Source organism: Staphylococcus sp. HMSC34C02, assembly GCF_001838705.1.
GTDB classification, from domain to species: domain Bacteria; phylum Bacillota; class Bacilli; order Staphylococcales; family Staphylococcaceae; genus Staphylococcus; species Staphylococcus borealis.
This window is the reverse complement of record NZ_KV838585.1, coordinates 57405-77429: the sequence shown is the minus strand read 5'-3', so window position 1 is coordinate 77429 and position 20025 is coordinate 57405. Positions and strand designations below refer to the sequence as shown.

The following is a 20025-nucleotide window of genomic DNA, read 5'->3' as shown; positions in this document are numbered from 1 at the left end:
TTCTATTAGTACACATCGCGTTGATAACGTTTGTCCTTCTTCATTTGTTTAAGATATGCTTCAGCATCCGCTTCAGATAAGCGTTGTTCTTTCACTAGAACGCTGCGGATAGCTTCATGTACATCTTTCGCCATGTGTTTTTCATCACCACAAATGTAAATTGAAGCACCATTTTGAAGCCATTCATTAAATTCTTTACTATGTTCAGCAATACGATGTTGGACGTATACTTTTTCATCTGTATCACGTGAGAAGGCCACATCCATCTTACCTAGCACGCCGTCTTTCAACCATTCTTGCCATTCTGTTTGGTATAAGAAATCCGTAGTGAAATGCTGGTCTCCGAAGAATAACCACGTATTACCTTTAAAGCCATGTTCTTCACGTTCTTGCATGTAAGCTCTAAATGGTGCAACACCTGTACCAGGACCAATCATGATTACTGGTGTATCGCCCTCTTTAGGGAACTTAAAGTTTGGATTACGTTTTAAGTAAATCGGTACTGTGTCACCTGGTTGAATACGTTCAGCAAATTGAACGGAACATACACCTGAGCGGTCACGACCATGCGCGTTATATCTGACAGCACCAACTGTAATATGCACTTCATCTGGTAGCGCTTCGTAGCTACTTGAAATTGAATATTCTCTAGGTGGTGATTTTCTTAATAATTGATATAAATTTTCAGGTTGCAATTCTGTTGTCGCAAAGTCATTTAATAAATCAATTAAGTCACGACCTGCAATATAATTTTGAACCCATTCATTATCATTGACTTTTTCTTTAAGTTCATCATTTTCGAAGAATGCTGCCGCATTGATTAGAAGCGGTTTCGTTAACTTCGTAATTTCAAAATGAGACGTTAGCGCTTCTTCCAAGCTTAGTGTGTCACCTTCATCCGAAATTTGAACTTGATCATTCGGGTCCCAACCTAATGTGCTTATTAGTAAATCAACTAATGCCGGATCGTTTTGAGGTAGCACGACTAAACAGTCACCAACTTCATAATCTTCACCGAAGTTATCTAATAGAAACTCAATATGACGCGTTTCTTTATTAGATCCTTGGCCGTTAAGATTAATGTTTTCTAAGACCTCTGCTTGATACGGATTAGCTTTAGAGAATTTCTTCTCTTTCGCTGATTTAATAGACTCACTCACAATTTGCTCATTTTGAGTGCCTTCCGGTGCGGTATCAATTGCATTGATAACGTTAGCCATCCACTTTTCAGCGTCTTCTTCATAATCTACGTCACAATCAACACGATCATAAATACGTTCTGCCCCTAATTCATCTAACTTTCTATCAAAGTCGCGACCTGTTTGACAGAAGTATTCATACGTTTGGTCACCTAAAGCAAGCACTGAGAAGCGTACGCCTTCAAGCTTAGGTGCCTTACGACCATGAATAAACTCATGTAATTCTGCTGCGTTGTCAGGCGGATCTCCTTCACCTTGCGTAGACGTAATTATGAATAAATCTTCAACATTTTTAAGATGCTTAGGTTTGAAATCATCCATCGCTTTCAATGTCACGTTATGACCGATATTTGATAGTCGCTCTTCAAATATTTCAGCTAAACCTTGTGCATTACCTGTTTCTGAACCATATAAGAGTGTGATTGCTCTTTTTTCTGGTGTAAGCACAGGTTCATTTTGTTTGAGCATTGCCTCTGTACCTTCCGTTAACCCGTCTTGATTAACTGACTGTGAAGCAGTTTGTGATGGTATCGCTCCATTTGATGTTAATTGTTGGTTAGCTACTAAATATCCACTTAACCATACTTTTTGTTCAGGCGTAAGTGTTTGTAATAGTTCATTAATTTGTGCCGCTTGCCCTTCTGTAAAAGGACTATTTGTAACACTTAAATTCAATTGCATCCACCTCTTATTCCGTAAAATAACAATGATTTGATAATAGCTTTATACTACTTTTATTATGTAAGAAATATGCCCATCTGTACACTATTACCAGGCATAATTTGCCACCCTAAATATAAAACATATCAGAATACTATGTTTTATATTCAAAAAATTTTACCCATACGTATTATGGTTTATCAGCAACATGCAAGCCACATTCTGTTTTATCAAAATTAGACCATCGTCCGGCCCTAGAATCATCCGAATTAAATACAGGCGACGTACATGGAATACAACCAATACTAGGATAATGTTGATCATGTAATGCATTGTAAGGTAACTCATGCTTCTTGATATAATCCCAAACTTCATCTTCTGTCCAATAAATTAATGGACACACTTTAACTGATTTGAAACGCTCATCTTTATTAATGAAATTGGTATGTGCACGTGTTGGCGATTGATCGCGTCTCAAACCTGAAACCCAAGCTACAGCTCCACCTAACACCTCTTCTAAAGGTTTAATCTTTCTAATGTAACAACATTGATTAGGATTATTCTTCCACAATGCAGGATTATACTTATCAGCTTGCTCCTCAAGGGTTAAATCGGGCTTCTTCATTTCAATTCGAAGCTTTGGAAAACGTGCTTTCACATTATCGATTAAGTCATACGTTTCTTGAAAATGTAAATCCGTATCTAGAAAAACAATTTGTGCATCAGGCTTAATCTGATAAATTAAATCAATTAACACCATACTTTCCGCTCCAAAACTACATGAATAAACAATGGAATCACCATATGTGCGATACGCCCATTCTAATATTTGATACGCGCCTTTCGTAGCGTCATCAGTAGACATCGTATCAATGAAAGGGTCACCTTCAAAATGTTCATATGTAATTGCCGGTACTGACATAAACTTATGGTCCCCCCTAAAATTTCACAAATTTATTAATCTAATACCTATCAGAATTGTCAGAATAATATGTTACTACTTTATCGAGTTTCGGCTATAAAGTCAAGGTGCTGGAGAGAAATATAAAAAGAAGTAGGGAGTGGAACAGAATTCTCTTTAAATTCGTCGCCCACGCCCAACTCTTTGCTTGTATAATTTTTTGATGAAGTTCTATTTGGTGGGGCTCCGCCCGCCACCTTAAGGATGACTAGTTTTGAAAAAAGATTGATTTAAGCGTATTTTCAAATCAGTCAGCTACTGCAAATTTGCAAAATAGCGTTATTATATTATCTAACTCTTGTTGTAATTTTTCTCTAGTCATGATTTTCAGGTATACATTGTATAAGTGCAATTTTACCGTTATCTGTGTCTACTAAAATTTCAAAGCCATTATTTTTCACAGTATTATAAATATAAACTCCCGCATCACTGTTTTCTTCATAATCGCTGTATTTACTAATAAATGTACGTTCGTCAACATTTGAAGGTGAAACGCCAATTTCTCTTACTACTTCAGTATTACCTTTCAATTTATAGGCCACTGCTAAGTTCCCATAAATGGTATAAAGATAATCCATTCCTATTTTATGAAAGACACGATTTGAAATTCCATATCGTTTCTCTACTTCTGCTCTAGTCATGCCTAGTTTAATGCCCATATAAGCATCCCTTGTATCCTTTTGCATAAATGATCTATGGAAATCTTCACTCATGACATCAATTTTAGGGCCTTGTAATTGCGTCGTATCTGTCACTTTGTGCTTTTCATCTTCTTTTTGTTTGGCTTTTTGCTTTTCAGCTTTAACAGGATCGTTAGACACTTTATCTTCATCCGTTGTCGCTTTCTCTTTCTTCACATGCGTCGTCGTAGTCGCAGTCTGTTTTGGATGTTCTGTTTCCTTTAAAAAGAAATGATAATACGCAAAACAACAACTGACGATAATGCCAATAACGACCAACCCAATTAATACAAATGGCCAAATCCTTGTTTTATGAGTAGACGGTTCATATTGCACGCTTTCTGAAATATCTTCAAATAGATGTAAATCATAGCCACATCTATTACAAAAATGTTGCTCGTTTATCAGCTTGTTACCACACTTAGGACAAAATCTCATGATATTACCTTCTTTCACTTCATGCTGTTAAATCTAGATGTTGGGTGTGAGATTAGGTCTTTTATCTATGTCGACATCCACGTTATAGTTCATTTTAAAGTAAGCAACCGTGATTTTCTATCATTTTTTAATCGTGTCTAAAAAAATAAAGCCGATAAACGCATTGCGCTTCTCGACTTCAATTTAATCATTCTCGTTCTGATTTCTGTCATCATATCGCATTTGTTGTCGGTAACCATACGTACTTTCTTTAATTAATTGGTCATTCAATAGTCCAGCACCAATAGCACCTGCAACAGTCGAAATAGATGCTGCGAACCATGGAATGCTAAGATATAAATCGATGCCAGCCGGCCCTTTCAAACCAACCTGTTGTCCTAGAAAATCAGCTGGTAATAATACCAATTCAGCAATTAAAAATAACATGTAGAGAATAAAATAATAAATAATAATCGCTACAAATAGTGTCATCACAGTAGTTAAATTATATAACCATGTAATGCGTTTATTACGACTTTGTTTTACTGACTCCCACAAATCATGGGACATCATAATCCAAAGCAACATACCTAACACTGCAATCACTGAGATACCAAAGAGGCGCCACATTGAGAATTCCATGCTCATCTGCCACATAGTGGTAAATATTAAGCCGAATGCGCCTGTAGTGAAAGCAATTGCCACAATATTACTTAAGCTGGCCATCATGTTAAGCGGGTTATTCGCAAAGGTCATACCACTAACGAGACGAATCATTCCCATTGACCGTGTGTTAGATAAATAGCGTAAATGATCATTGCCTGTTTCATCTAGACGCACTTCAGTTTTTTCAATTTTAGAAAATGGGAATTGTTTGTTAACTGCGTATGCGACCTCATTATGGCTATCATAGTCACTGTTTTCCGCTTCAGAATGATGCACTTCATTAATAATTGCTATAATCGCATTCTTGAAACGTTGCTTAACCGGGCGCCAACCAAATGCAGGATACGAGAATACAGCCGCGCCGTTCTTCTTGTTGATATCCAATGCTAACACACGTTCATTATGAAACATAGGTAAATCTGTGATAGCTACAACATAATCCCATTGGCGCTGATCATGATAGTCTTGTATTTTTTTGAAAATTTTCCCTACCGATTCAGCATAACCAGTCAGAGGATCAACCACAAGGTCCACTTTCCACTCGTGTTGGTTGTTATTCTGGTGAGACAGGATATTCGGAATATCGTCCATTAAACTTTCAGCAAGTTTCTCTGTCACACCCGGTGCTACAACTAAACCGATTGTTTTCGCTTCATTCATGCGTCATCCTCCTCTCTATGGTCTTGTTTCTTACCTTCATAGGATTCATCATCATTGCTTTCATTGTTTGATGAAGACTGTTCAACTTCACGATGTGATACGTCTTGTGATTGTTGTGCTTCTTTCTCTTTTTCTTCTTGTTGCGCTTCTTTATAACGATGATACTGACGATACGAATACGTAATGCGACGAATCTTCTCTTCATTCTCTACAGTGGAACCCATTGCCCCGGCTAATAACCCAAGTGAGGATACAAACCATAATAATTTTAAATAATTCACAAATGTAAAGTCAGGGTTCGCACTTGTCCAATTATTAAATAAACTCACAGGTACGAATAATGAGACACTGATGGAAAGTAATACATATAAAACAATATAATTCATCAATGTAATCATGACTAAAGTGAGTAATGTCGTTGCATTATAGGTATAACGATACACACGTTGTGATTTCGCCGTCTTTTCTTCAAATAGTTGATGCGCATATAATAGCCATCCAGCCATCCCTAATATAGAAATAATCATGAGAACAATAAATCTGATGGTTGAATATTGAACACTTAATTCCCATGGCATCGAGAAGATGGATACATAAGTCCCAGTGGCAAACGCAACCGAAATAATCTTCTTGAAATTAAACAAGTTCTTCCATGGCTCATTTGCGCGTGTCAAACCTAAAATAAGTTGAATCCAGCCTAATATTAAGAACCGATTAATATACCGTCTCTTTGGACTATCATCTTCTCTAGGGTCAACTGCTTTAGGCTGAATAAGCGGATGCACTTTCGGACGTTCTTTCGTATTATTGTGATATAACTGTTCGACGAGCGTTGTCATACTTTTCACTAACTTACGTTCTAGATCGATCCAACCTAGCGCAGGTAATGAGAGCATTGACACACGTTTCTCACTATTAAAGTCACTAATCACGACTTTATTACCGGAGATACTTGGTAAATCCGTAATACAGATGACGACATCCCATTGATGTTTTTCCTTCAACTCAGCAGCTTTATCAATACTTTCACGCACATCTTCAGCAGAACCTATTAACAAATCTACTTTACGCTCGAAGTGCCAGTCATCCACTTCATCAATACGTTCATGCAACTGCTGTTTGATTTTAGGTATCGCATGTTCCACTAGCTTATGTGCTACACCTGGCGATGGCACTAACCCAATCGTATAGGTCATGTTGAACCTCCTTCCATTTACGATGTATTCGTTTAACGATGTCTTATTTTGAAAAGTGATTATTTCACGATGATCAAAATGATGCAATGTTCATTTTATGATAATAAGAATACTTTTTACAATAAAATTAGTTAATATTATTATATTAATTTATCACGCTATAATCACAACGCATCATTGTATAGCCTTGACTTCTAGATTTAAAACTACTAAATTAAATATATAGTATAAATATATGCACTAGGGGTGTTTTAAACTGAGATGGAGTATGACTCCAAACCCTTTGAACCTGAACTAGGTCGTACTAGCGTAGGAAAGTGTGGACGGAATTGTAGATCATATTTAAGGTTTAGATAACTATGCCTTATTTCATATAAGCTTACATCTATCATTTACGTGACTTTCCTATGTGTGAAGGTTGCGTATTTTTTACTTTAAACAGCGTAATAGAGGTGACTGCCAGACAACTTGATTATTGTAGCATGTGTGCCATAGTGATGTAGGTCGTGTCTGAGAGAAACTCAGACTAGTAGCATTATAGAAAATTCATTTTATTTATCCAATTCATTTATCCGTATAATAGAAATTAACGTAACGTCGGTGATGCTAACTTAGGAGCGTCGCCGACTTCTTTATTGCAATTAAAAAGAGCGAGACATTCGTCTCACTCTTTAAACGACTCAACTTTTAATATTTGTAAGGATCGTTATCTTTTTTATCTTTCAATTTGTCCGCTTCTTCACGTACAAAATCTTGATCTTTATGATTGTCTTGTGATTGTTCAAAATCACTTACATCCTTATGCGCTTCATCTTGATATCTATCGCTACGAGAACCATATTGCGTATGGTTGTTATGTTCATCTCGGTCATGGTCCACATTATGTTCAGAATCATGACGCGTATTTACGTAACGATTGTTATCATCACTATGATTTAAATGTTGATGGCTACCATTGTGCACATCCTCATTAGAATGTTGCTGACGATCATGATGCACATCATCATTTGAATAATGTTCTTTAATTGCGCTTTGTTCTTTTGCTTTATCTTCTTCATCTAAAATAAAGGCATTATTTTTAGCGTTAACCGCTTTATCGTCATGACGGTTATCATAGTCATGGTTACGGTTATTGTTGTCGTAGTAACCATTGTCATAAGTGTCTTTCTTCTTACCTTTTCTTACTAATAACATGATACCTGCTACAATCCAAAGGATAGCACTAATCCAGTTAGACATGATGGCAACTAGTGCTGCAATAATTAATAAGATACCTGCGATTTTAGGTTTCTTACTAATAAGAATACCACCGATGATTGCTAATACCAATGTAATCACGGCACCCCAAGTTAAGAAACTGAAGAAGCTACCTAAGGCATCGAAACCTTGGTTCATTTCAGATGCAGAGAGTGTATTACCTTGATTTTGAGACTCTCTAATCATTTGATCTTTGAAACTATCATTACTCATTAATGGTTTAAGAACTAAGAACATGATTGCAATTAATGCTTGTAATGCAACCCCTAACCAAGTAAGAATATGTTCTACTGTGCGTTTAATTTTGTTGTTTTGCGTTTGATGCGATGTATAATCGTTTGTTTGATTAGCCATTTTTACGCCTCCTTTTCTTGTTCTATACCCTTGCGCGGACTAGGTTACACTTATTTTCCAAAAAGTATAACAAATTTCTAACGCAAATATTTAATGGTATCGATTAACAATCATGTAGTAAATGCGTGAGGTAATCCAATACATTAAGGCGTAAATCACAACAATCGATATGATGACACCGACATAGCTGGTCACAAACACACCAATGCGGTTCACATTGAGAATGCCTAAAACATTAAATATAATCTTGGAGGCAAAGATCACATGCATCGTTGCCACAATAATCGGTAATGCAAATATCCAGATAATTTGTTTATTAATGGTAGCTTTAATACGCGCTTTTTCAATTCCCACTTGCTGCATAATTTGATAATTTTTACGATCCTCATAACCTTCTGCAACATTTTTATAATACATCATTAAGAATGTACCTATGAATAGAATGATAGACACTACCGTTCCAATAAAGATAAGCCCACCATTGATTTCATATAATGTGCCTGCCACTTCTCTTTTATCATCAATACTCACTTTATAGCGTTGCATTAGTTTATTTTTCACTTTATCAAAGTCAGATGTGTGCTTTGTCATGATATTAAAATGCATAAATGTGTTTTGAACTTTCTGCGTGCCATGATGGTCGTTCTTATCAGCATTGACATAATAATTGGTTAATTGTTGGAATGTCTTATCATCTGGAGTAATAATAGTTAACGATCCTGGAACTGGATAGGAATAGTTATGACCATCTATTTGTTTAATATTAAATTGGTCTCCCATCATTGTTGCCGTGCTTAATTTTTTAAAAGGTTGATTTAAACTTTCAAATCCTAATTCACCATGTTTCAACTTAACCTTCTTCGTGTTTAGCTCATTATAATCGTGCTGTGTCATAATCACGAGATAGGCACTATTAATCGTCATATTATAATCTTTATTATTACGATGTTTAAATAATCCTGGTTGTTTGTAATCCACCGCAATGAGTGAAACTGCATTCTTTTTAAAGAAATCAACTTTAGCATGTGCTTGAATATCACGTTCTAAATAACGCACCTTCTCCTGGGTCTTCGGATTATTATGAATATTACCATTGATTGAAACTCTATATTGATCTGAGATAATGGCATCCACTTGATTCGATATGCCACGATACGTTGAAATCGTCATGCCAACAGTGACAATTAAAAAGGTACATAACATCGTAATACTCGCGAGCCCAATGGCATTCGAATTCATCCTAGATTGTAAACCTGAAATCGTAAAGAAATATTTCGGATTATAATACAAACTTGGAATACGCTTTAACCAATCTAATAGTAAAACGCCTAACGATAAATATAAGCAATACGTCCCAATCATGACCAACCCAATGGCACCGAACAAATTATATAGCGAGCGCAAGATCATTTGATTAGAAAGGGCAATATGATAACTGCTAAATAACGTAATGATGCCAATAACGAGCAAGATATACAACACAAATTGTGGTAGCTTTCTTTCAGACCTCTGACGTTGAGAAATTAATTTGATAGGACTTTGGAACATGATTTTCACGTTATTAATGAAGAATAGCAATAACATCACTGCTGCTAGTAAGGCTAATGTAATAAGCATTGCGTTCACATTAAACGGATAATCCATGACTGACATACCCGTTTGATGCATCAGTTTGTTCATCAGCATAAAGATTAACACACCAAAGAGATAGCCACCGATAATACTGATGAGTGCAATGAAGATATACTGATATAACATTTCAATCAGCATAATCAATCGGAAATGTTTCTTCTCCATGCCCAGTATCATATTCATCGCAAGTTCTTGCTGACGACGTTTCATTATGAAGCGGTTCGCATATAAGATAAATATGAACCCCAAGACACTCATAAAGAAATTGCCAATGCCAATAAATATCGGCAATAGCTGACTACGTTGTTGCACATATGTATTCATATTAAGTGACAGTAGAATAAATTCAGCTGCGAACATGATACCCAGTGCCAGTATGAAGGGCATAATGACATGTCGTTGCATTTTGAAATTCTGAGCAATCATTTTCCATAACAAGTGTATGGTCATATTAGTCCCCTCTTTCATTTAGAATGGCCAAACTATCAGCGATACGTTTCTGAAATGCTTGTTGCGATTCCTCTCCTCGATAGATTTCATGATACAAACGGCCATCTTTAATAAACAATACGCGTTGCGCATAAGCGGCATCAATGGTTGAATGAGTGACCATGAGTATCGTTTGTGCATGATCATTAATATCACGAAACAACGTCATAATTTGTTTAGATGTCTTTGAATCGAGCGCACCCGTTGGCTCATCTGCAAGTAATAAATCCGGTTCATTGATTAAGGCACGACCAATCGCAATACGTTGTTGTTCACCACCCGAAATTTGATATGGATATTTATTAAGCAATGTCTCAACACCTAGCTTAGCGCTCAACGATTTAATCCGTTCCGCCATCACTTTATGCGAACGATTCGCAAGAACGAGGGGCATTAACATATTATCTTGATTGGTCATCGTTGGCAGCACGTTGAAATCTTGAAAGACGAAACCAAGGTTATCACGACGGAAATGTGCAATTTGTTTATTACGTAACTTGCGAATATCTTGATGATTAATTGTGATCTGACCCTCAGACACTTTATCAAACGTGGCAATTAAGTTTAGTAACGTAGATTTACCTGAACCCGATTCACCCATAATCGCTACAAACTCACCCTTATTAACGGTGAACGAAATACCATTCAGCGCTGTCGTCGCATTCAGTCCTCTACCAAACGTTTTCTTTACATTCTTAACGTCTAATAACATCGTCTTACCCTCACTTTCTTAAAAGTTCTGTTATCTAAAGTAGTCTTATTCAAGATGGCATCCTATGCTTTGTGCTAAGACTACTTCAAGTGCTTTATTGTTATCTCTATCATAAAACAAAAAAAGACCAACAACATTGATAATTTCTTACAAATGTTGTTGGCTAGCTTACAATATTGAAAGTTTAATTATTTTTCGGGAAATAAATACTAAATGCGGTACCTTGATTAAGTTCAGACTGAACATCTACGTGATGATGTAAATGTCGCGCTATATGTTTAACGATAAACAAGCCGATACCAGATGATTTGTCATTCAACCGACCGTTATAACCTGAATAGCCCTTATCAAAGATCTTCGGTAAGTCCGCTCGACTAATGCCGATACCATTATCACGAATGGTTAAGACGCGTTGTTGTTGATCAAACGTAATCCAAATATCCTTCCCTCGAGCATACTTCAACGCATTATTCAATAGTTGTTCAATCATGATTGAACACCATTGTGCATCTGTGAGCACCTCATCTTCGCACCGTTCATAATGAATCTTAGTCTTCTGGTCAATAAATTGAATCGAATATTTCATAATTAATGGCCGCACTAAATCATTAATGGATACCTTTGAAAAGGACATGTCCGTTTCCTGGTTCATTAGTTTCAAATAACTTAAGGCTAAGCTTGTATAATTATCAATTTGAATAATTTCTTGGCGTACACGATTGACGACATTCTCTTCGTTACGTTCTAATAATAATTTAGATGCTGTAATAGGCGTCTTCATCTGATGCACCCAAGTTAAGAAGTAGTTCTCCACACTCTCTTGATACGCAGTTTGATTACTCTTAACATGTTGCAGTTCATATTCAAGTTCATGAATCAAATCTTCCTTCTTAACTTCCGCTTTAAAGCCACTTAACTGTACTAACCAGTAGATAACCATGATAAACAGTATAATTCCTGCACCCAATACATAGGCACTCAGTGGCAAATTAAAGAGAAAGAAGATAAGTAAAAACAATAGCAGAAACATCACGACAATAATGATTTCATTTAAAATCGATTTTAAAAATGCTTTCACCATCATTACGACACCTTATATCCAACATTCTTCTTCGTTTCAATTAAATCTACAATACCGATTGATTGTAATTTCTTACGCAAACGCGTCATATTTACTGCTAACGTATTGTCATCGATAAAATTCTCAGATTCCCAACACTTTTCAATTAGAGCTGTACGACTGACATACTTACCTTCATTACGAAACAGCATATTCAAAATTTGTAATTCGGTAAAAGATAATTGAACGGATTCATCATTGTGGTAAAGCGTTGCTTCGTCTACAACAAGCTTGCAATCTTTGACCGTAACTTCATTATTAGAGACTGCTAAATCATACGTTCTACGTAGTAATGCTTGAATCTTAGTCACAGTCAGCGATAGATTAAATGGTTTCTCAATAAAATCATCGCCGCCCATTTGGATTGCCATAATTTGATCCATATTATCCGTTCTTGAACTAATAAACATGATTGGCACATTAGATGTCTTACGAATTTCTTGACACCAATGATAACCATTATATGTTGGTAAATTGATATCGAGCAACACAAGTTGTGGTTGATGTGTTTGAAACTCATCAAGAATATTATCAAATTGTTTGGCCACAATGACATCGTAATGCCACTGCGCTAACGCTTGCTCTAAACTTTCCGCAATGACAAAGTCATCTTCCACGATTAATACTTTCATATTGCTCACCTTTCATTACACGTTAATTTTATGCTTTATCATTATCATCATAGTCAGGATTTGAAATTTTGTTCTTTTCCTTTTCTAATTCTGCATCTTTATGTTCAGTTCGTTTTTTACGCTTACGTTCTTCCATGATTGATAATGCGATAAATCCAATGATAAGTAGTGGTGATAACATAATTAATATCATCGATTGAACACCTCTATTTCTTATAGTCGATAGCTACATCGTCTTCGTCTTCATTTTACAACTTTACTTATAAAATGAACATCATAAAACAGAAGCGATACCAAAATCATAACGATTTCAACGTACCGCTTCTTATACTATAATGTCTAATCATTTATGCCGATGAAAATCCATTATTACTTTTTATTTAAGATGTACGTTCTAATATCCTCAATAGAAACACTATCGTATATTTGCTTTTTAGTTTCTCCTATCTTAGCCACTTTCATCATACTTCCACCATAACGCTTTGGTGAATACTGCTTCCAATAATCTAATTGTTCAAATAGCTCTTGCAATGTTGCCATATGTTTTACCACCTTTTTATAAATTTGGGTAAATAAAATAGCCCTCCTTAAATAAGAAGCGCTCACCGACATCTTCTTATCTTTCAGGAATCCCTGTTGGATTTAGCACCTCACGTCAAACGCAGTTGCTGGAGCTTCATAGGGCCAATTCCCTCCACTCACTCTTAATAAGACAAACTATTTTATTTATACGTATTATAGCTTATTAAAGAACAATGTAAAAGTATAAAGCTTGCAATATTTGATAAAACTAAATATAAAATAAATTCTATACATTAATAATTGTTTACAATTACTTAACTTAAAAATAACTTTATACTAACTGAAAATCAAATAAAATTTCTTAATATAAAGAGTGTAACAACTACACACTATACATATTAGGGGGCTTTTTTTAAAATGAGTTTCATCAACAAATTTGGTAAGACAACGCTAGCGAGTTCAATCTTAGCTGCATCCGTGTTAGGGACGACACACGTGTCATATGCATCAGGTTCTGGCGAAGGTAATCAAGGCCAACAAGGACAAGATGAAGATTACATGGCAATAGGTAATACGAAGAATCCTAAAAACGTTATCTTCATGGTCGGTGATGGTATGGGTAAATCACACACATCTGCATACCGTCACTTTGCAGATAATCCTGATACTAAAGAAGTTGAAAAAACATCATTCGACAAATACTTAATAGGTGCACACCAAACACATAACGATGATGAAAAAGAAAACATCACAGACTCAGCAGCTGCCGGTACAGCATTAAGCACTGGACATAAATCGTATAACGGTGCAATCGGTGTAGACACAAACAAAAACAAATTAAAAACCGTGTTAGAACAAGCTAAAGAAAACGGCAAAGCAACTGGCTTAGTGTCAACAGCTGAAATTACTGACGCAACACCTGCCGTTTATGCTGCGCACGTTGACGATCGCGGTAAGAAAGATGAAATCGCACAACAATTCTATAATGATAAAATTAATGGTCAACATAAAGTAGACGTCTTATTAGGTGGTGGCGCTAAATACTTCGGTAAAGACAATGGTAACCTAACAGATAAATTCCAAAAAGACGGTTATGATTACGTTACAAACAAAGATGAACTTGCAAATTCACAAAGTGATCAAGTCTTAGGTTTATTCTCTGAAAAAGATATGCCATTACAAATTGACGCATCAGCTGATGAACCAAAATTAGCTGATATGCAAGACGCAGCATTAGACAAATTAGAGAAAAATGAAAATGGATTCTTCTTAATGGTTGAAGGTGCATCAATCGATAAAGCCGCACATCCAAACGATATCACAGGCGTTATGTCTGAAATGTCTAGCTTCGATCAATCATTCCAAAAAGCAATGGAATACGCTGAGAATCATAAAGATACATTAGTCGTTGCAACAGCCGACCATGCTACTGGTGGTTTATCAATGGGCTCAGGCGATGAATATGTATGGAAACCTGAAGCCATTCGTAATATGAAACATTCAGGTTCATACATGACAAAGCAAATTGTAGACGGTAAAGACCCTGAAAAAGTAATCAACGAAGGCTATGGCATCGAATTCCCTTCTAAACAAATGGATAAAGTGAAAGATGCGACTAAAGCACTTAAAGACACACAAGACAAAGCAAAAAGCGATGACGATGAAAACGTAGCAAAAGCAACAACGACATTACAAGATGCGATTCAAAAACCAATCAACGAAGCATCACATACAGGTTGGACAACTTACGGTCATACCGGTGAAGATGTAGACATTTATACACAAGGCCCAGGTTCAGAAAAATTCCGTGGCAATATCGATAATACAGATAACGCTAAAAACATCTTTGATTTCTTTAGCGATGATGTCACTTCAAATCAAAATTAATAAGAAATAAACATGATCACTTAGTTTAAAAGTAGTTATTTGTCTTTTGTATGATATGTATTTGAAAGTATATGAAGTGATCATAGTGATTAAAAAAGCACTTTGTCAATGATTAAAGTCATCGACAAAGTGCTTTCATTTAGTTAAGATTTAAGTTTTCTTTTAATTTCTGTTTTACTTCATTTAAGCTATTTTTATCAGGATAGAAGTAATACAAGTTGTCATCGCCAAGCGCATTTTGACCATTGATTGTTAAACGTTCAACATTGTCTTGTGCTTTGTCATAATCAGATTTGAAGCGATTTAACTGCACGAAACTTAAGTCCGTTTTCAAGTTATCTTGAGCAGCTTTAAAAATACCATTCAATTTTGTTACTGAGTTAACAGAGAATGCTTCTCTTGCAACTGCAGTAATCACTTGTTGTTGACGTAATTGACGACCTTCATCTCCGCCAGCACCATCTTCCTTACGACTACGCATGTATGCTAAAGCTTCTTTACCGTCCATTTTGTATTCTTTCCCTTTAGTGAACTGATAAGTATTACTAGAATCTCTAGTTGTGAAAGAGCCATTACTCGTAAGTGTAACTCTACCAATCTCATCGACTACCGTTTTTACGCCATCCATATTAATAGATATATAATGATCGACAGGCACTCCCATTAAATGTTCAAGCGATTTAACAGCCATATCTGGGCCACCATAAGCGTAAGCATGATTTATTTTTTCAGTAGTTCCATGTCCAACGATTTTAGCACGTGTATCACGGGGCACACTTACCATTACAGTTTTTTTCTCATCAGGATTAATTGACATCAATACGATAGAGTCACTACGCTGCCCAGAATTTTCTTTTGCACGCTGTGAATCACTATCTATACCGTATAAAACAACCGTCATAGGATCTCCTTCTTTAGTAGAAGTTTTTCTTAGTTCAGAATGAGACCTATTTAGAGGCGTATTAACACTATCATTTAATGATTTAAGTTTTATAAATAAATAACCTACAACAACCGCAACCAATATAAGCAAGAAAATTAGTAATCCTACAATAATTTTAAATACTGGCGACTTCTTTTTCATTACTAATTTCCTCACTTTCTTTTTTAACGTCATAATTTTTCAGAGTCATTCCTGCACCAGTTGCTATTACAACCCATTGAAATAATCCGATTGACAATTGATTCTGCACTAAAGTTATTTCGAATAATTGGTGAGCCAAAATTGCTATAAAGCCAGCTGCTGATAATCTAACCAATTTATTTTGACCTCTATAAACATATTTCATGAAAATAGTAAATAATATAAAAATAAAGATTATCAAACCTAAATATCCAGTTTGAAGTGCCATATTTATATATAAATTATGCGAAGATGCATTTCGGCCAATAACATCTGTGGCAACAGTATTAGGACCAAAACCAAACGTTGGTCTTAAATCAATAAGGTTACTTAATCTGCCCCAGATATCAGCACGTCCAGACATTATACTTTTACCTGTATGCTCTAACATCCAAGACTCCAGCTTCCCATATTGACTCCACCTTGGTAATTTGGGGTATAAAAAGACAATTGATCCAAATCCAATAACTATTATCAAAAATGTTATAATACTCCCTATTTTGTACTTTATAATTTTATTCCAAAACATATAAATGATTATACCTACTACAATTGATAATAGAACTGATCTAGTATCACTTGCTATTAAGAGTATGGAGGCAATAAATAGAAATATATACGGAGTAAATCTTTTTCTAGTTGTAAATATTCTCATTAAGATGAAATACATCGCTAAGAACATAAATGGTCCTAATATATTTGAATTAGGATAAATACTTGAGAATTGACGCCCTAATCCTTGAGCTATCCAAACTAAAAAGTGTAGTGAAACAAAAATTATACTTATTCTATAAATACTATGTATTACTTTTTCATTCCAATCACTGCTTGAGAAATATAAATATACACCAATACATGCAACGAACTCAAATGTATTTGTTAATCCTTTGTTACCCAAACCAATTTGAGATGAGATCAGTGAAATAATAATATAAATAATAGTCAATAATAAAATAATAGCATCAGATAATTTTATTTGTCGTCTATAAATTACTCTAAGAAAATAGAACACATTTGTAAAAGCTACAACTATACCTAATGATAAAATTCCAATTTCACTGCCATTTGCGTTTAATGAACCTATAAAAAGCAAAATAATAAGAAGGCTAATTATTACATTATTAATTATTAAATTTCTTGACTTTACTTCTTTATTATTTTTCACTTTTACTCATTCCTTTCTTTAAGGCAGTTATTCTAAATACTATTAAGTTCGTAACAATCAATTTAATTAACATAGCAATAATTGTGGCCCAACAGAAACCTTGCAAGCCATATAAATTACTACCAATAAAAGCTATCACTAAATAAATAACTCCATATCCAATTTGAATAAAGAAAATAATTCTTGAATGAATCATTCTCATTGCAAAAGGATGGAATATACTATTGAATATTTGTAAAATGCATATAATTACGACCAAATTTATTATCGCTGTTACTTTACTTATATAAGTATTATAAAGTACAAATACAACTAATAGCGAAGAATATTTTACAATGAAAAACATAGGGATACTTGCAATAATAACTCCTATATTAATTTGGACAAATCTTTTTAAATTATCATGACTATCTTTAATACTTAAGTATGAAAGTATGACATTATTCATTGGCGTAGTTACAAGACCTATCATTTTACTAGCTGTTGAGGCGATAAAGTATACATTCACTAATACTGGCCCTATTATAGGTAGTAATATAAATCGGTCTAAGTAGTTCAATATATTTATAATCACATTGATTAATGTAAAATTAACGTAGTCTTGAAGTATTCGTTTAACTTTTAATTTATTTATTATCGAACCACCCTTGATATATGATAAGAAATTTGTTTTTTTATATAAAAATATAAATCCTAAAATTTCACCTAACAAGAACACAATAGAATATAGTGGCAAAACAAATTTAAAGATTAATAAACCAATTAAATAACCAATAAACACAAATATGTTTACTAACAAGATATGTGTGTAATTTAAGTTTTCTCTGAAATACACGTTTAAATAATATCTAGATGTTAATAATAATGAAAAAATAATTAGTAAAATAAGATTCGCATCAATTTTATGACTATAAAAAATGCTTATTCCAGTGAATATAATCAAGTTAAATACCAATAAAATTAAAAACCCTCTAGTAAAAATTGTTTCACGTTCTATCTCAGAAATACCTTCTCTATGTAATAATCTGACGTTGTTCAATGTATTTCCTAAGCTAGTTGCTATAACAATTGCAATACCATATAAAACTATAAGCAAAGCAAATTGAGAATTGGTGACATCTTTATTTATTAAGGGGAAAGCAATCAATTGGATAACAACTACTACAATCAAATTAGAAATTATATTTAATGAAGAGTCTTTTAAAAATTTATTCATCATATTCACCTAAATATAATTTTTCATACGATTTACCTATATTATCCCAATTAAAATCATTTAAAAAAGTTTTATCTTTAAGATTATTTTGGAGAATTTGATAATTATCAATAATAAAATCTAATCCTTCTTTTATGCTTGTAATGTTGTTTGGTTCTACTCCAATACCAAAACGTTTCTCTTCAAAATAGTTATATATCCCTTCTGATTTTGTATATAAAATTGGAAGGTTTTGACTTAATGCTTCTATGTATACTAAACCAAATGTTTCATTAAAAGAAGGCATTGCAAAAATTTGATGTTCTTTCATAATTTCAATAATTTCAAATTTGCTTTTTTCTCCTAAATAATTCAAATTATATTCTTTCTTAAGATTATTGAAATACTTCTGATCAATTACTTTTCCAATTATTGTTAGTTCACAGTTTTTATAATCATCTAGAGCAGCAAGTAAATTATGTAAATTTTTATTGCTATATATTCTTCCTATAAATAATATTTTGATATGATCTTTATTTATTGATTTGGGATATTTTGCAGGATTGTTTAACCACAACCCATCTACCCCATTCGGAATGATAATTGCGCTTCTTAATTTCATTTTTAATTTGCTATTACCTTTAAACGTAGCTAATAACTTTTCTTGATAAGAATGATTAGGAAAAATGACTTGTTGTGAATTCATAATTACTTTATAAAAAGTTCTTTTTAAATGCTTTTTATATTTTAAAGTGAAATTTATATCTGTATTCCTGATTGTAAGTATGTATGGAATATTGTACTTTTTACTTATCTTCAATGCTAACAAACCATCGTTTGTCATCGTATGAGCATGAATAATCCCAATTTGATTAATGGAATATCTTCAATATTACCTTGTACTTTAACTCCACCAGCAATTGTTAATTTTCGCTTTTGAGGATCATCATCAACTGCAAGTACAGGTTCAAGTCCCATATCGGGGCTTCTTAACATTTGTCTAATCAGCAAAGAACCACCTTGTCCTGCACCTACGATTAAGGTTGGTTTTTTCTTATAATCTTTCCCGTTAATATATCTCTTAGTTATTCTAAAAGATATTCTAAATCCACCAATTAAAATAAGATGCATCATCCAAGTAATAAGATATAATCTCATAAAAGGAGGGTGTCCTGTGAATATTGGCACTGTTAATATAGTTACTATTATTGAACATGTTACTGATTCAACGATCAAAAGTAATTCATTAACACTCGCGTACTCCCATGCTCTGTGATAAAGATTAAATATATATGCAAAAACATGATGAGATAACAATAATATTATGGAAGTTAAAATCAATACTTTATGTGAATACCCTCTAAAATAAGGTTCTAAAATGTTGTAACAAACAAAAACTGATAATGCCACAATCAAAGAATCTATTACTATAAATAATAGCAATCTTCCTCTTGTACTTAATTTGTCCACATTTATCCTCCTAACTTACTCCATTTAC

The 20025-nt window shown here is 34.1% G+C and carries 17 protein-coding genes, 1 pseudogene and 2 riboswitches; of the genes and pseudogenes, 1 reads left to right on the top strand and 17 read right to left on the bottom strand.

Going from position 1 to position 20025, the window contains the following annotated elements:
- Positions 1-5: 5 nt before the first annotated feature.
- From HMPREF3239_RS07505 to HMPREF3239_RS12485, 12 genes are all read right to left on the bottom strand, one after another.
- Positions 6-1874, bottom strand: coding sequence for an assimilatory sulfite reductase (NADPH) flavoprotein subunit (locus HMPREF3239_RS07505; RefSeq protein WP_070855224.1), 1869 nt, complete (start codon positions 1872-1874; stop codon positions 6-8).
- Positions 1875-2049: 175 nt separating this feature from the next.
- Complete coding sequence (locus HMPREF3239_RS07500; protein ID WP_070855223.1) at positions 2050-2781, bottom strand: phosphoadenylyl-sulfate reductase; 732 nt, start codon at positions 2779-2781, stop codon at positions 2050-2052.
- 353 nt (positions 2782-3134) lie between these two features.
- Positions 3135-3938 carry a zinc-ribbon domain-containing protein gene (locus tag HMPREF3239_RS07495; protein ID WP_070855222.1) on the bottom strand — a complete coding sequence of 268 codons (804 nt, stop codon included), beginning with the start codon at positions 3936-3938 and terminating at the stop codon, positions 3135-3137.
- A gap of 183 nt (positions 3939-4121) precedes the next feature.
- Positions 4122-5243 carry a 5,10-methylene-tetrahydrofolate dehydrogenase gene (locus HMPREF3239_RS07490; protein ID WP_070855221.1) on the bottom strand — a complete coding sequence of 374 codons (1122 nt, stop codon included), beginning with the start codon at positions 5241-5243 and terminating at the stop codon, positions 4122-4124.
- Positions 5240-6439, bottom strand: a complete 1200-nt coding sequence (locus HMPREF3239_RS07485; protein ID WP_070855220.1) for a 5,10-methylene-tetrahydrofolate dehydrogenase — start codon at positions 6437-6439, stop codon at positions 5240-5242. Before HMPREF3239_RS07485 ends, HMPREF3239_RS07490 begins: the two co-directional genes overlap by 4 nt.
- Positions 6440-6671: 232 nt before the next feature.
- Positions 6672-6772: riboswitch (TPP riboswitch) on the top strand.
- A gap of 354 nt (positions 6773-7126) precedes the next feature.
- Positions 7127-8050 (bottom strand): DUF4064 domain-containing protein, encoded by a 924-nt coding sequence (locus HMPREF3239_RS07480; protein ID WP_070855219.1) that lies wholly within the window; start codon positions 8048-8050, stop codon positions 7127-7129.
- Between the two features lie 90 nt (positions 8051-8140).
- Entirely contained in the window at positions 8141-10132 is a 1992-nt protein-coding gene (locus HMPREF3239_RS07475) for an FtsX-like permease family protein (RefSeq protein WP_070855218.1), read from the bottom strand.
- A 1-nt stretch (position 10133) separates the two neighbouring features.
- On the bottom strand, positions 10134-10883 hold the full coding sequence (locus HMPREF3239_RS07470) for an ABC transporter ATP-binding protein (RefSeq protein ID WP_053028952.1): 750 nt from the start codon (positions 10881-10883) through the stop codon (positions 10134-10136).
- A 184-nt stretch (positions 10884-11067) separates the two neighbouring features.
- Complete coding sequence (locus tag HMPREF3239_RS07465; protein WP_070855217.1) at positions 11068-11964, bottom strand: sensor histidine kinase; 897 nt, start codon at positions 11962-11964, stop codon at positions 11068-11070.
- 2 nt (positions 11965-11966) lie between these two features.
- Entirely contained in the window at positions 11967-12635 is a 669-nt protein-coding gene (locus HMPREF3239_RS07460; RefSeq protein WP_070855216.1) for a response regulator transcription factor, read from the bottom strand.
- Positions 12636-12663: 28 nt separating this feature from the next.
- Entirely contained in the window at positions 12664-12828 is a 165-nt protein-coding gene (locus HMPREF3239_RS12490) for a hypothetical protein (protein WP_176747959.1), read from the bottom strand.
- A 176-nt stretch (positions 12829-13004) separates the two neighbouring features.
- The gene (locus tag HMPREF3239_RS12485) at positions 13005-13175 is read right to left on the bottom strand and encodes a hypothetical protein (RefSeq protein WP_174841336.1); all 171 of its coding nucleotides are present in this window, start codon (positions 13173-13175) and stop codon (positions 13005-13007) included.
- A gap of 73 nt (positions 13176-13248) precedes the next feature.
- Positions 13249-13349, bottom strand: a riboswitch (SAM riboswitch).
- Between the two features lie 225 nt (positions 13350-13574).
- Between HMPREF3239_RS12485 and HMPREF3239_RS07455 the strand changes: the two genes are divergently transcribed.
- A complete protein-coding gene (locus HMPREF3239_RS07455) occupies positions 13575-15044 on the top strand; it encodes an alkaline phosphatase (protein ID WP_070855215.1) in 1470 nt (489 codons plus the stop codon).
- 139 nt (positions 15045-15183) lie between these two features.
- Here HMPREF3239_RS07455 and HMPREF3239_RS07450 read toward each other — a convergent pair whose 3' ends face one another.
- From HMPREF3239_RS07450 to HMPREF3239_RS07430, 5 genes and pseudogenes are all read right to left on the bottom strand, one after another.
- Positions 15184-16128: an LCP family glycopolymer transferase gene (locus tag HMPREF3239_RS07450; RefSeq protein WP_256323744.1), complete on the bottom strand. Its 945-nt coding sequence runs from the start codon at positions 16126-16128 to the stop codon at positions 15184-15186.
- Positions 16103-17332, bottom strand: coding sequence for an O-antigen ligase family protein (locus HMPREF3239_RS07445; protein WP_070855213.1), 1230 nt, complete (start codon positions 17330-17332; stop codon positions 16103-16105). Before HMPREF3239_RS07445 ends, HMPREF3239_RS07450 begins: the two co-directional genes overlap by 26 nt.
- Positions 17322-18548: a lipopolysaccharide biosynthesis protein gene (locus HMPREF3239_RS07440; RefSeq protein WP_070855212.1), complete on the bottom strand. Its 1227-nt coding sequence runs from the start codon at positions 18546-18548 to the stop codon at positions 17322-17324. The genes HMPREF3239_RS07445 and HMPREF3239_RS07440 overlap by 11 nt, the downstream gene beginning before the upstream one ends.
- Positions 18541-19371 carry a glycosyltransferase family 4 protein gene (locus HMPREF3239_RS07435; protein WP_070855211.1) on the bottom strand — a complete coding sequence of 277 codons (831 nt, stop codon included), beginning with the start codon at positions 19369-19371 and terminating at the stop codon, positions 18541-18543. Before HMPREF3239_RS07435 ends, HMPREF3239_RS07440 begins: the two co-directional genes overlap by 8 nt.
- Positions 19372-19403: 32 nt before the next feature.
- Positions 19404-19997: pseudogene (locus HMPREF3239_RS07430) on the bottom strand (nucleoside-diphosphate sugar epimerase/dehydratase); the annotation flags it as partial.
- Positions 19998-20025 lie beyond the last annotated feature (28 nt).

Coding starts and splice junctions, on each gene's coding strand:
- HMPREF3239_RS07500 (WP_070855223.1), bottom strand. CDS start 2,781: ATGTCAGTACCGGCAATTACATATGAACATTTTGAAGGTGACCCTTTC.
- HMPREF3239_RS07495 (WP_070855222.1), bottom strand. CDS start 3,938: ATGAGATTTTGTCCTAAGTGTGGTAACAAGCTGATAAACGAGCAACAT.
- HMPREF3239_RS07490 (WP_070855221.1), bottom strand. CDS start 5,243: ATGAATGAAGCGAAAACAATCGGTTTAGTTGTAGCACCGGGTGTGACA.
- HMPREF3239_RS07485 (WP_070855220.1), bottom strand. CDS start 6,439: ATGACCTATACGATTGGGTTAGTGCCATCGCCAGGTGTAGCACATAAG.
- HMPREF3239_RS07480 (WP_070855219.1), bottom strand. CDS start 8,050: ATGGCTAATCAAACAAACGATTATACATCGCATCAAACGCAAAACAAC.
- HMPREF3239_RS07475 (WP_070855218.1), bottom strand. CDS start 10,132: ATGACCATACACTTGTTATGGAAAATGATTGCTCAGAATTTCAAAATG.
- HMPREF3239_RS07470 (WP_053028952.1), bottom strand. CDS start 10,883: ATGTTATTAGACGTTAAGAATGTAAAGAAAACGTTTGGTAGAGGACTG.
- HMPREF3239_RS07465 (WP_070855217.1), bottom strand. CDS start 11,964: ATGGTGAAAGCATTTTTAAAATCGATTTTAAATGAAATCATTATTGTC.
- HMPREF3239_RS07460 (WP_070855216.1), bottom strand. CDS start 12,635: ATGAAAGTATTAATCGTGGAAGATGACTTTGTCATTGCGGAAAGTTTA.
- HMPREF3239_RS12490 (WP_176747959.1), bottom strand. CDS start 12,828: ATGATATTAATTATGTTATCACCACTACTTATCATTGGATTTATCGCA.
- HMPREF3239_RS12485 (WP_174841336.1), bottom strand. CDS start 13,175: ATGGCAACATTGCAAGAGCTATTTGAACAATTAGATTATTGGAAGCAG.
- HMPREF3239_RS07455 (WP_070855215.1), top strand. CDS start 13,575: ATGAGTTTCATCAACAAATTTGGTAAGACAACGCTAGCGAGTTCAATC.
- HMPREF3239_RS07450 (WP_256323744.1), bottom strand. CDS start 16,128: ATGAAAAAGAAGTCGCCAGTATTTAAAATTATTGTAGGATTACTAATT.
- HMPREF3239_RS07440 (WP_070855212.1), bottom strand. CDS start 18,548: ATGAATAAATTTTTAAAAGACTCTTCATTAAATATAATTTCTAATTTG.
- HMPREF3239_RS07435 (WP_070855211.1), bottom strand. CDS start 19,371: ATGACAAACGATGGTTTGTTAGCATTGAAGATAAGTAAAAAGTACAAT.